9 protein-coding genes are annotated in these 11859 nt (G+C 66.5%); 7 read left to right on the top strand and 2 right to left on the bottom strand.

What is annotated here, in order from left to right; all coding sequences use genetic code 11:
- Positions 1-104 precede the first annotated feature (104 nt).
- On the bottom strand, positions 105-914 hold the full coding sequence (locus EKG36_RS13720) for an outer membrane protein assembly factor BamD (RefSeq protein ID WP_126485054.1): 810 nt from the start codon (positions 912-914) through the stop codon (positions 105-107).
- Between the two features lie 159 nt (positions 915-1073).
- On the opposite strand from EKG36_RS13720, the gene rluD reads away from it, so the two are divergent.
- From rluD to ilvN, 5 genes are all read left to right on the top strand, one after another.
- Complete coding sequence (gene rluD / locus EKG36_RS13715; RefSeq protein ID WP_126485052.1) at positions 1074-2033, top strand: 23S rRNA pseudouridine(1911/1915/1917) synthase RluD; 960 nt, start codon at positions 1074-1076, stop codon at positions 2031-2033.
- Positions 2030-2785: a peptidoglycan editing factor PgeF gene (gene pgeF / locus EKG36_RS13710; RefSeq protein WP_126485050.1), complete on the top strand. Its 756-nt coding sequence runs from the start codon at positions 2030-2032 to the stop codon at positions 2783-2785. The genes rluD and pgeF overlap by 4 nt, the downstream gene beginning before the upstream one ends.
- Positions 2786-3062: 277 nt before the next feature.
- Complete coding sequence (clpB, locus tag EKG36_RS13705; RefSeq protein WP_126485048.1) at positions 3063-5645, top strand: ATP-dependent chaperone ClpB; 2583 nt, start codon at positions 3063-3065, stop codon at positions 5643-5645.
- A 602-nt stretch (positions 5646-6247) separates the two neighbouring features.
- The gene (locus tag EKG36_RS13700; protein WP_126485046.1) at positions 6248-7972 is read left to right on the top strand and encodes an acetolactate synthase 3 large subunit; all 1725 of its coding nucleotides are present in this window, start codon (positions 6248-6250) and stop codon (positions 7970-7972) included.
- The gene (ilvN, locus tag EKG36_RS13695; RefSeq protein WP_126485044.1) at positions 7972-8463 is read left to right on the top strand and encodes an acetolactate synthase small subunit; all 492 of its coding nucleotides are present in this window, start codon (positions 7972-7974) and stop codon (positions 8461-8463) included. Before EKG36_RS13700 ends, ilvN begins: the two co-directional genes overlap by 1 nt.
- Before the next feature lie 59 nt (positions 8464-8522).
- Here ilvN and ilvY read toward each other — a convergent pair whose 3' ends face one another.
- Complete coding sequence (ilvY, locus tag EKG36_RS13690; protein ID WP_126485042.1) at positions 8523-9413, bottom strand: HTH-type transcriptional activator IlvY; 891 nt, start codon at positions 9411-9413, stop codon at positions 8523-8525.
- Between the two features lie 189 nt (positions 9414-9602).
- Here ilvY and ilvC point away from each other — a divergent pair, with 189 nt between their 5' ends.
- Together ilvC and pssA are read left to right on the top strand one after the other, a co-directional pair.
- Entirely contained in the window at positions 9603-10619 is a 1017-nt protein-coding gene (gene ilvC / locus EKG36_RS13685; protein WP_126485040.1) for a ketol-acid reductoisomerase, read from the top strand.
- Positions 10620-10756: 137 nt separating this feature from the next.
- The gene (pssA, locus tag EKG36_RS13680; RefSeq protein WP_126485038.1) at positions 10757-11584 is read left to right on the top strand and encodes a CDP-diacylglycerol--serine O-phosphatidyltransferase; all 828 of its coding nucleotides are present in this window, start codon (positions 10757-10759) and stop codon (positions 11582-11584) included.
- Positions 11585-11859: the final 275 nt, after the last annotated feature.

Genomic DNA, 11859 nt, shown 5'->3' with positions numbered 1-11859 from the left:
AAAGCCCCACGCCCTGAGCTTGACGCTACAAGAAAGCGCCCCATCAGCATCGCTGATGGGGCGCTTCGGTTGGCGTGATCGAAGGGCCTGGCGCTTGGCGCGGGTCAGGCCGAGAGGGCCGGCGCGTCCACGTAGCGGGGATCGAAGCTGCGGCCGTTGAGTCGCTCGTGGTCCGGCGCGTTCTCGATCAGGACCTTCAGGGTCTCCCGGGCGCGGTCGGTCATCTTCAGGCCCATATAGCCCTCGACCATCACCGCCAGGGCGTCCCGGGTGCCGTCGGCGTGGGGATAGTTCTCGACGACCCAGCGACCCCGCTCGACGGCGGCCAGGTAGGCCCCCTTGCGCAGGTAGAAGTCGGCGACCTGCAGTTCGTGGCGGGCCAGCAGGTTGCGCAGGTAGACGATGCGCTGGCGGGCATCCGCGGCATACTGGCTGTCGGGGAAGCGCTGGATCAGCTCGCGGAAGTCGGAATAGGCGTCGCGGCTCGCGCCCAGGTCGCGCTTGGAGATATCGATCAGGCGCAGGGCCTCGAGACTGAAGCGGCCGGCTTGCCAGGCCGCCAGGCCGCGCATGTAGTAGGCATAGTCGACCTGGGGGTGGTCCGGATGCAGGCGGATGAAGCGGCTGGCCGCGGCCCGGGCACTCTCCCAGTCATCGGTCTCGTAGTAGGCGTAGATCAGTTCCAGCTGGGCCTGCTCCGCGGTATCGCCGAAGGGGAAGCGGGTGTCGATGGCCTCGAGCCGGTTGATGGCGGTGGTATAGCGGCCGCTTTCCAGCGCGGCGCGGCCTTCCTCGTAGAGCTCGCGCTCCTGCAGGTCGGGGGCCTCCTCGTCGCCGGTGCTGGCACAGCCGGCCAGCAGGGTAGTCGCCAGCAGCATGGCGGCCAGGCGAGTACCGGTCGTGATAACGCGCATCGTGATCCTCGTGTCAAACAACCCTGGGCGGCCGTGCTAGAATCGGCCAGGAATCGCCCACTATAAAGCACCTTGCGGTAAAACGCAGTCATCGCGCTGGCCGTGACGACCGAGTGCTGCGGGCGTCGCCACCCTCCAGACGGACCCATCGACGAGCCCATGTCCCAGACCCTCGAAGCCCAGCATCGCGTTCCCGAGCGCATGGCTGGCCTGCGCCTCGACCAGGCCGCCGCCGAACTCTTCGCCGACTTCTCCCGGGAGCGTCTCAAGGGATGGATCAAGGACGGTGCCCTGACCGTTGACGGCAGCCCCGCCAAGCCCAAGGACAAGGTCTACGGGGGCGAGGCGCTGGCGCTGGCCGCCGAGATCGAGGACGACGCCCGCTTCGAGCCCGAGGACATGCCCCTTGATGTGGTGTTCGAGGATGACCAGGTGCTGGTGGTCAACAAGCCGCCCGGCCTGGTGGTGCACCCGGCCGCCGGCAACCCGGACGGCACGCTGCTCAATGGCCTGCTGCACCACTGTCCCGACCTGGCGGCGATCCCCCGGGCCGGCATCGTCCACCGCCTGGACAAGGACACCAGCGGCCTGATGGTGGTGGCCAAGACGCTGCCCGCGCAGACCGCCCTGGTGGAGCAGTTGCAGGCGCGCACCGTGTCCCGGGAGTACGACGCCGTGGTGGTCGGGGTGATGACCGCCGGCGGCACCGTCGATGCGCCCATCGGCCGCCATCCCCGGGATCGCAAGCGCCAGGCGGTGAACGCCTCCGGCAAGCCGGCGATGACCCACTACCGGGTGGTGGAGCGCTTCCGTGCCCATACGCATGTGCGTTGTCGCCTTGAGACCGGGCGGACTCACCAGATCCGCGTGCACCTGGCGCACCTGCGTTATCCGCTGATCGGCGACCCGGTGTATGGCGGTCGCCTGAAGCTGCCCGCCGGGGCGGGGGAGACGCTCAAGGAGGTGCTGCGCGAGTTTCCCCGCCAGGCGCTTCACGCCCGCAAGCTGGCCTTCGTGCATCCCGGCAGCGGCGAGACCCTGACGTTCCGTGCGGCCCTGCCCGACGACCTGCTGATGCTGCTCGACTTCCTGCGCGACGATTGCGAGACGATGCGATGAGCGATGCCCTCGATCTGCGCCCGACGCTGATCCACCCCGACTGGCCGGCCCCGCCCTCGGTGGGGGCCTTCGTCACCACGCGCGAGACCGGCCCCAGCCAGGGCGACTTCGCCGCCTTCAATCCCGCCCTGCACGTGGGGGATAACCCGGCCCATGTGGCGCTGTGCCGGCGCCAGCTGCACAAGGAGGTGGGCGACAATCGCCCGTTGCTGTGGCTCGACCAGGTGCATGGGGCCCGGGTCCAGCAGGACTATTCGGGAGAGGTGCCCGAGGCCGACGCCTCGGTGGCCCTGGACCGCGGCCATGCCTGCGTGGTGCTGACCGCCGACTGCCTGCCGGTGTTCTTCTGCGACCGGGCCGGCCAGCGCGTCGGGGTGGCCCATGCCGGCTGGCGCGGCCTCGCCGGTGGGGTGCTCGAGGCCACGGTGGCGGCCATGGGAGTGCCGGCCGAGGCCCAGATGGCCTGGCTCGGACCGGCCATCTCCAACGCCCAGTTCGAGGTGGGGCCAGAGGTACGCCAGGCCTTCGTCGCGGTGCACCCGGAGGCCCTGGAGGCCTTCGATCCCAGCCCCTACCGGCTCGGCCACTACATGGCCGATCTCTACAAGCTGGCGCGCCTGCGTCTCGAGCGACTGGGTCTGGCCCACATCAGCGGCGGCCATTTCTGCACCGCCTGCGAGCCGCGCTTCTACTCCCACCGCCGGGACGATGGCGTGACCGGCCGCATGGCCAGCATGATCTGGTTGCGCTGAGCTAACCGTCAGTCGCGAGGTTCGAGAGGCGAGGTTCGAGCAACCCCACAGTCGATGCCGCGGTGGAGCCGAGAAACCGGCCGGAGGTTATCCTGTCCTGTCCTGGCCCCTCGCCTCCTCGCCCCCTCGCCCCTTGATCCAAGTCAACCCCGCCCTTGCTTGCGCTGGCCGGCACCTTGAAAGCCGGCCACGCTGACTCCATTGAAGATCTCAAGACGAATGAAACCGGGTCAGGCGGTGCGTCCGAACGCGCCGCTACCCCGATGGAGGAAAGCGAATGCGATTCGACAAGTTCACCGCCAAGCTGCAGAACGCCGTGGCCGATGCCCAGTCCCTGGCGGTGGGGCACGGACATAACCAGCTCGAGCCGGGCCACCTGCTGCTGGCGTTGCTGGATGCCACCGATACCGGCGTCAAGGCGCTGGTGCAGAAGGCGGGCGGCGACGCGGCCAGGCTGCGTGACGCCCTGGTGGGCCACCTGGACGAGCTGCCCAAGGTGGCCGATTTCGACGGCGAGGTGCAGCCCTCCCGTGACCTCGTGAAGCTGTTCAACCTCACCGACCGCGAGGCCCAGAAGCGTGGCGACCAGTTCATCGCCAGCGAGCTGGTGTTGCTCGCCGCGCTGGAGATGCGTCATGCGGTGAGCAAGTTGCTCGGCCAGGCCGGCCTGACGCGCCAGTCCCTGGAGACCGCCATCAACAGCGTGCGCGGTGGCGAGAAGGTCGATGACCCCAACGCCGAGGAGCAGCGCGAGGCTCTGGACAAGTACACCCTGGACCTCACCGAGCGGGCCACCAGCGGCAAGCTCGACCCGGTGATCGGCCGGGACGATGAGATCCGCCGCACCATCCAGGTGCTGCAGCGGCGCACCAAGAACAACCCGGTGCTGATCGGTGAGCCCGGCGTGGGCAAGACCGCCATCGTCGAGGGCCTGGCCCAGCGCATCGTCGACGGCGAGGTGCCGGAGGGCCTCAAGGACAAGCGCGTGCTGTCGCTGGACATGGGCGCGCTGCTCGCCGGGGCCAAGTTCCGTGGCGAGTTCGAGGAGCGCCTCAAGGCGGTACTTAAGGAGCTGGCCCAGGAAGAGGGCCAGGTCATCCTGTTCATCGACGAGCTGCATACCATGGTCGGCGCCGGCAAGGCCGAGGGCGCCATGGACGCCGGCAACATGCTCAAGCCGGCCCTGGCCCGTGGCGAGCTGCATTGCGTCGGTGCCACCACCCTGGACGAGTACCGCAAGTACATCGAGAAGGACGCGGCCCTCGAGCGCCGCTTCCAGAAGGTGCTGGTCGACGAGCCCAGCGAGGAAGACACCGTGGCCATCCTGCGTGGCCTCAAGGAGCGCTACGAGGTGCACCACGGCGTCGATATTACCGACGGGGCGATCATCGCCGCCGCCAAGCTGTCGACCCGCTACATCACCGACCGCCAGTTGCCCGACAAGGCCATCGACCTGATCGACGAGGCCTGCTCGCGGATCCGCATGGAGCTGGACTCCAAGCCGGAGGAGATGGATCGCCTCGACCGCCGGCTGATCCAGCTGAAGATGGAGCGCGAGCACCTCAAGAAGGAGACCGACGAGGCCTCCCGCAAGCGCCTGGAGAGCCTCGAGGAGCAGATCGGCGAGCTGGAGCGCGAGTACGCCGACCTCGACGAGATCTGGAAGGCCGAGAAGGCCAGCATCCAGGGGGCGGCCCAGTTCAAGGACGAGCTCGACAAGGCACGCATCGACCTCGAGCAGGCGCGCCGGCAGGGCGACCTGGGGCGGATGTCCGAGCTGCAGTACGGGGTGATCCCGGAGCTCGAGAAGAAGATCGCCGAGAGCAGCGAGGCCGAGGCCGATACTTCAACGCACAAGCTGCTGCGCTCCAATGTCACCGAGGAGGAGATTGCCGAGGTGGTATCGCGCTGGACCGGCATTCCGGTGGCCAAGATGCTCGAGGGCGAGCGCGACAAGCTGCTGCGCATGGAGGAGGCCCTGCACGAGCGGGTGATCGGCCAGGACGAGGCGGTCACCGCCGTGTCGAACGCCGTGCGTCGCTCCCGTGCCGGGCTCGCCGACCCCCACCGGCCCAACGGCTCCTTCCTGTTCCTCGGCCCGACCGGGGTGGGCAAGACCGAGCTCTGCAAGTCGCTGGCCAACTTCCTCTTCGACACCGAAGAGGCCATGGTGCGCATCGACATGTCCGAGTTCATGGAGAAGCACTCGGTGGCCCGCTTGATCGGCGCGCCCCCCGGCTACGTCGGCTATGAGGAGGGCGGCTACCTGACCGAGGCCGTGCGCCGCAAGCCCTACTCGGTGCTGCTGCTCGACGAGGTGGAGAAGGCCCATCACGATGTCTTCAACATCCTGCTGCAGGTGCTGGAGGACGGTCGCCTCACCGACGGCCAGGGCCGCACGGTGGACTTCCGCAACACCGTCATCGTGATGACCTCCAACATGGGCTCGGACATCATCCAGCGCATGGGCGGCGACGACAGCGACTATCAGCAGATGAAGGACATGGTGATGGAGGTGGTGGGCAGCCACTTCCGCCCCGAGCTGATCAACCGCATCGACGAGGTGGTGGTGTTCCACGCCTTGGGCCAGGAACAGATCCAGGCCATCGCCGATATCCAGCTCGATCGCCTGCGCGCGCGCCTGGCCGAGCACGACCTGGGACTCGAGGTCTCCAGCGAGGCCATGGCCCAGCTGGCGGTGGTGGGCTTCGATCCGGTATTCGGCGCCCGGCCGCTCAAGCGGGCGATCCAGAGCCGGCTCGAGAACCCGCTGGCTCAGGACCTGTTGGCCGGCCGCTTCTCACCCGGCGACGTCATCCGCGTCGAGGTCGAGGACGACCAGCTGGTCTTCCGCTGCTGACGTCACTCGCCCCGCCGGCTGGCGCCTGGCGCGGGCGATCGTGGAACGGGCCGTGATGGCCCTCGGCCCGCCGGGTGCATGCCCGGCGGGTCTTTTCGTGTTGGCCGGTGAGGCTCGGGTGTGTCCCCGAATCCGCGACAGGTGGCCCGGGGGCAGGCCGGTCAAGCCGCCTCGCGACCAGGCCGCGCGCCGCGGGTGATAGACTTTAGTCGTGATCGGCGGGGCGGAACGGCCATGTCCCCCGGGAATTCGCCGTTGCGGCGGGGGTGGTGGTTGACACTCTTCGGGGGCTATTGGAATCTTGTCGGTTCCTGACTTACGGGCGCGGACGCTAGCGGGCAATCCCCCATTCCCGCGCGAAGGGTAGGCCATGGGCCTCTACCCGCCGAAGGACTTCCGGGTCCGGGCCAACCGCCCGACCTGGCCAACGCCCCGACGCGGTGATCCGCCGTGATGAGAGTGCTGGCCCCACCAGGGCCCAAATACGCCAGGGTTTGGCATCAGGTGCCGGCATGTTCCGGCAGCGGCATACCGCCGCACTCGACCCCGCATCCCGAGAGGGGATGCGGATCGCACTCGAGACCTCCAGGGGAGAAACATCTGTGGAATTGCTTTCCGGCGCGGACATGATCGCCCGCTTCCTTCAGGACGAGGGCGTCGAATACATCTATGGCTATCCAGGCGGCGCGGCGCTGCACATCTATGACGCCCTGTTCCGTCAGGACAAGGTCAAGCACATCCTGGTGCGCCACGAACAGGCCGCCACCCATGCCGCCGACGGCTACGCCCGGGCCTCCGGCAAGCCCGGCACGGTGCTGGTGACCTCCGGCCCCGGCGCCACCAATGCCGTCACCGGCATCGCCACCGCCTACATGGACTCGATTCCCATGGTGGTGCTGTGCGGCCAGGTGATGAGCCATCTGATCGGCGACGACGCCTTCCAGGAAACCGACATCATCGGCGTGACCCGCCCCATCGTGAAGCACAGCTTCTCGATCAAGCACCCGACCGAGATTCCGGAAGTCCTCAAGAAGGCCTACTACCTGGCCTCGACCGGGCGTCCGGGCCCGGTGGTGGTGGACATTCCCAAGGACATGACCACACCGACCGAGCGCTACGAGTACGTCTATCCGAAGAAGGTCAAGCTGCGCTCCTACAACCCGGTCGCCCGCGGCCATACCGGCCAGATCAAGAAGGCCGTGGAGCTGATGCTCAAGGCCCGGCGCCCGGTGTTCTATACCGGCGGGGGCGTGGTGACGGGACGGGCCTGCGAGGGGCTGACCGACATGGTGAAGCGCCTGGGCTATCCGATCACCACCACGCTGATGGGCATCGGCGCCTATCCGCAGAGCGACCAGCAGTGCCTCGGCTGGCTCGGCATGCACGGCTCCTACGAGTCGAACATGGCGATGCACCACGCCGACCTGATCATCGCCATCGGGGCGCGCTTCGACGACCGGGTGACCAACAACACCTCCAAGTTCTGCCCCACGGCCAAGATCATCCACGTCGACATCGACCCGAGCTCCGTCTCCAAGACCGTACGTGCCGATGTGCCCATCGTCGGTCCCGCCCAGAGCGTGATCAACGAGATGATCAGCCTGCTGCAGGGCAAGGAGATTGCCAATCCCGACGCGCTCGAGGAATGGTGGCAGACCATCGAGGGCTGGCGCGAGGAGCGCCGTGGCAAGCTCTACGAGCCGTCCAGGCCCGGCGAGACGATCAAGCCCCAGGAGGTCATCGAGGCGATCTGCCGCCAGACCCGCGGCGAGGCCTACGTGACCACCGACGTGGGTCAGCACCAGATGTTCGCGGCCCAGTACTACAAGTTCGACAAGCCCAATCGCTTCATCACCTCCGGCGGCCTCGGCACCATGGGCTTCGGCTTCCCGGCGGCCATGGGCATCAAGCAGAACTTCCCGGACGAGCAGGTGGTCTGCGTGACCGGCGAGGGCAGCTTCCAGATGATGATGCAGGAGCTGTCGACCTGTAAGCAGTTCGGCGGCGGCGTGAAGATCGTCAACCTGAACAACGCCTCGCTGGGCATGGTGCGCCAGTGGCAAGACCTCAACTACAAGTCCCGGCATGCCCACTCCTACATGGAGTCGCTGCCCGACTTCCAGAAACTCATCGAGTCGTATGGCTTCACCGCCCTGAAGGTGCAGACGATGGAGGAGCTCGAGCCGGCACTGGAACGTACCTTTGCCGACAAGGACGAGCTGGTGTTCCTCGATGTGGCCGTGGATCCCCACGAGCACGTCTATCCGATGCAGGTGCCCCTGGGCTCCATGCGTGACATGCTGCTTTCCAAGACGGAGCGGACCTGATGCGCCATATCATCTCGATTCTGATGGAAAACGAACCGGGCGCTCTGTCACGCGTGGTGGGGCTGTTTTCCCAGCGCAACTTCAACATCGAAACGCTCAACGTGGCGCCCACCGAGGACGAGACCCTGTCGCGGCTGACCGTGACCACCGTGGGGGACGACCGGGTGATCGAGCAGATCACCAAGCACCTCAACAAGCTGATCGACGTGGTCAAGCTGGTGGACCTCACCGAGGGCAGCCATATCGAGCGCGAACTGATGCTGGTGAAGGTCAAGGCTCTCGGGGCCGCCCGCGACGAGGTCAAGCGCACGGTGGACATCTTCCGCGCGCAGGTCGTCGACGTGACGCCGAGCCTCTACACCGTGCAGATCACCGGCGACGCCGAAAAGCTCGATGCCTTCCTCCAGGCCATGGCGCCGGTGGGCATCCTGGAAGTGGCGCGGACCGGGGTGTCGGGGATTGCCCGGGGGGACAAGGTGCTATCCCTTTGACCCGGCACCTGGCCGGTCGACGTGCAAGCCGCCCTTCGGGGCGGCTTTTTCGTGGCCGGTCAGCCGCGCTCCTCGACCTCGTCCCACAGGGCGTTGATCAGCGGGCTCTTCAGGCGACGGTTGAGCACGCACAGGCCCACATCGTAGTGGGGCAGTTCGGGTTTGACCGGCAGGATGCGCACGCGCTCCACCAGCGGGCTCGCGTCCAGCACGATGCGCGGCACCACGCCGACCCCGAACCCCAGCCCCACCATGCTGACGATGGCCTCGTGCCCGGCAACCTGAGCATAGATCCGTGGCGTCACCCCGAGAGCCTTGAACCAGGTGTCGCTGACCTCGCGGGACAACCCCGATTCAGAGAGCACCATGGGCACGTCTTGCCACTGTGCGGCACTGGGGCTCTGTGGGTCGGGTGGCACCCAGGGGGCGCCGTCCCGGGGGGCGATAAACACCAGCGGCGAGCGGGTCAGCGACTTGAAGGCCAGGGCCTCGGGAAGCTGGCGGGGACGGGAGGTGATCGCCATGTCCTCGTCGCCGCCCAGCACCCGGGGCATCGACTGGGCCGGGTCGCCGGTGTGCAGCTTGAGCTCGATGCCCGGGTAGCGGGTGCGGAACTCGCTGAGCAGGTCATAGAGGAAGCTGTAGCTGGCGGTCACCGAGCAGTAGATGCTGATTTCGCCGCTGAGGGTGAGTGCCTCGCTCATCAGCGACTGACGCATCTGCTCCCACTGCTCCAGGGTGTCCCGGGCATAGGCGTGAAAGGTCTGCCCATGGCGGGTCAGCACCACATGGCGGTTGTCGCGCTCGAAGAGCCTAACGCCCAGGCTCTCCTCGAGCTGGCGGATCGAGCGGGAGAGGGTCGACGGGCTGACGTGGCAGGCCTCGCTGGCGCGGCCGAAATGCAGGGTGTCGGCCAGGGTCAGGAAGTGCTGGAGGGGGCGCATGTCCATGGGTTGATTATTTCACAATCTGGGATGTGGTATTGCAAATATAGCGTTTTACGCAATGCTGGGCCTGGCGTAGAGTCGAGACATCGCGGGTGAGATACCCGAAGCAAGACGCCCAGCGCCGCGATAGACGGCGCGGGTGGCCATCGACGCTGACACCGATCATTCCATTATCTCTACAGGAGCACCCTCATGCGCGTTTACTACGACAAGGACTGCGATCTCTCCCTCATCCAGGGCAAGCAGGTGGCCATCGTGGGCTACGGCTCCCAGGGCCACGCCCATGCCAACAACCTGAAGGAGTCCGGCGTCGACGTCACCGTCGCGCTGCGTCCGGGGTCCTCCTCCGCGGCCAAGGCCGAGGCCGCCGGCCTCAAGGTGGCCTCCGTGGAAGATGCCGCCAAGGCGGCCGACGTGCTGATGGTGCTGGCGCCGGACGAGAACCAGAAGGCCATCTACGAGCAGCAGATCGCGCCGAACCTGAAGCAGGGAGCCACCCTGGCGTTCGCCCACGGCTTCAACATCCATTACAACCAGGTCGAGCCGCGCGCCGACCTGGACGTGATCATGATCGCCCCCAAGGCGCCGGGTCACACCGTGCGCTCCGAGTTCGTGCGTGGCGGCGGTATCCCGGACCTGATCGCCATCCACCAGGATGCTTCCGGTGGCGCCAAGGAACTGGCCCTGTCCTACGCCGCCGCCATCGGCGGTGGTCGCAGCGGCATCATCGAGACCACTTTCAAGGATGAGACCGAGACCGATCTGTTCGGCGAGCAGGCGGTGCTCTGCGGCGGCGCGGTCGAGCTGGTCAAGGCCGGCTTCGAGACCCTCACCGAGGCCGGTTATGAGCCCGAGATGGCCTACTTCGAGTGCCTGCATGAGCTCAAGCTGATCGTCGACCTGATGTACGAGGGCGGCATCGCCAACATGAACTACTCCATCTCCAACAACGCGGAGTATGGCGAGTACGTGACCGGCGGTGAGGTCATCAACGACCAGTCTCGCGAGGCCATGCGCAATGCCCTGAAGCGTATCCAGACGGGCGAGTACGCCAAGATGTTCATCAACGAGGGTAACAGCAACTACCCGTCGATGACCGCGCGCCGCCGGCTCAATGCCGAGCACCCCATCGAGCAGGTTGGCGAGAAGCTCCGCGCCATGATGCCGTGGATCGCCGCCAACCAGCTGGTCGACAAGTCCAAGAACTGATCGATCTACGCCAGTAGTATCGACGAGGGCGCGGCTTGCCGCGCCCTCGTTGCGTTCGGCCATTGCGATGGCCGGTGAGTCATCGCCGCCCGAGTGTGTAGAATGGGAGCAACCCCAAGCCGCAACGGATGTGACCGATGAGCCAGGACCCCCGCAACAGCGAGAACGAGACGCACGAGGCAAGCGATGATGACCTGGCCGCGACGTTCGTCCGCGAATCGGAGGTGGTCGAAGAGGCCCTGGAAGACGGCAAGAAGGTGCGTCGCAAGGGCATCTACCTGCTGCCCAACCTGTTCACGACCTCGGCGTTGTTCTCCGGGTTCTTCGCCGTGGTCGCCGCCATCAATGGTGACTTCACCGCCGCCTCGATCGCCATCTTCATCGCCATGGTGCTGGATGGCCTGGATGGCCGCGTGGCACGCCTGACCAACACCCAGAGCGCCTTCGGCGCCGAGTACGACAGCCTCTCTGACATGCTGTCCTTTGGCGTGGCGCCGGGGCTCGTGGCCTTCACTTGGATCCTTCAGGATGTCGGCAAGACCGGCTGGGTAGTGGCCTTTCTCTATGTGGCCTGCGCCGCCCTGCGCCTGGCACGCTTCAACGTGCAGCTCGGCAGCGTCGACAAGAAGTGGTTCATCGGTCTGCCGAGTCCCTCGGCGGCGGCGGTGGTCGCCGCCAGTGTCTGGACCTTTCACAGCTTCGATGCCGATGCATTCGGCTTCAAGCTGCTGATGCTGTTCGTCGTGGGGGCCGCCGGTATCCTGATGGTCAGCAACATCCGCTACTACAGTTTCAAGGACGTCGACCTCAAGGGTCCGGTCCCCTTCGTCATGCTGCTGGCCATCGTGCTCGGCTTCGTGGTCATCTCCATCGAGCCCTCGGTCATGCTGCTGCTGCTGTTCGGCACCTACGTGGCCTCCGGGCCGGTGCTGGCGGTATTGCGCAAGTTGCGCAAGACGCCCTGATCCGGCTACCTTGCCGCGGCCCATGAACGCCCGCCCCTGGCGGGCGTTCGCGTCTCTGGCCGGTCGCGCGATTATCCACAACGGGTCGCTGACGAGCGGATGTGGATAACGCGGGCCGCGCCGCCGGAAGATTTTCTTCACAGAGGGCTTGCGTCACCCCCGGAGAATCCGTAAAGTACGCATCCGCTGCCGGCGACGGGCAACGTTGCAGGCGGTGATGAGTGGCAGAAGTGCTTGTTTCTTCGAGGGTTTTTTGAAAAGACCCGGTTGACAGG

The sequence above is a fragment of the Halomonas nitroreducens genome, assembly GCF_003966155.1.
GTDB classification, from domain to species: domain Bacteria; phylum Pseudomonadota; class Gammaproteobacteria; order Pseudomonadales; family Halomonadaceae; genus Halomonas; species Halomonas nitroreducens.
The sequence above is the reverse complement of the archived record's forward strand: the minus strand, read 5'-3'. Positions and strand labels throughout refer to the sequence as shown.

Excerpts from the sequence above, each read along its gene's own strand:
- clpB (WP_126485048.1), top strand. The coding sequence starts at position 3,063 with ATGCGATTCGACAAGTTCACCGCCAAGCTGCAGAACGCCGTGGCCGAT.
- ilvC (WP_126485040.1), top strand. The coding sequence starts at position 9,603 with ATGCGCGTTTACTACGACAAGGACTGCGATCTCTCCCTCATCCAGGGC.
- ilvY (WP_126485042.1), bottom strand. The coding sequence starts at position 9,413 with ATGGACATGCGCCCCCTCCAGCACTTCCTGACCCTGGCCGACACCCTG.
- pgeF (WP_126485050.1), top strand. The coding sequence starts at position 2,030 with ATGAGCGATGCCCTCGATCTGCGCCCGACGCTGATCCACCCCGACTGG.
- ilvN (WP_126485044.1), top strand. The coding sequence starts at position 7,972 with ATGCGCCATATCATCTCGATTCTGATGGAAAACGAACCGGGCGCTCTG.
- pssA (WP_126485038.1), top strand. The coding sequence starts at position 10,757 with ATGAGCCAGGACCCCCGCAACAGCGAGAACGAGACGCACGAGGCAAGC.
- rluD (WP_126485052.1), top strand. The coding sequence starts at position 1,074 with ATGTCCCAGACCCTCGAAGCCCAGCATCGCGTTCCCGAGCGCATGGCT.
- EKG36_RS13720 (WP_126485054.1), bottom strand. The coding sequence starts at position 914 with ATGCGCGTTATCACGACCGGTACTCGCCTGGCCGCCATGCTGCTGGCG.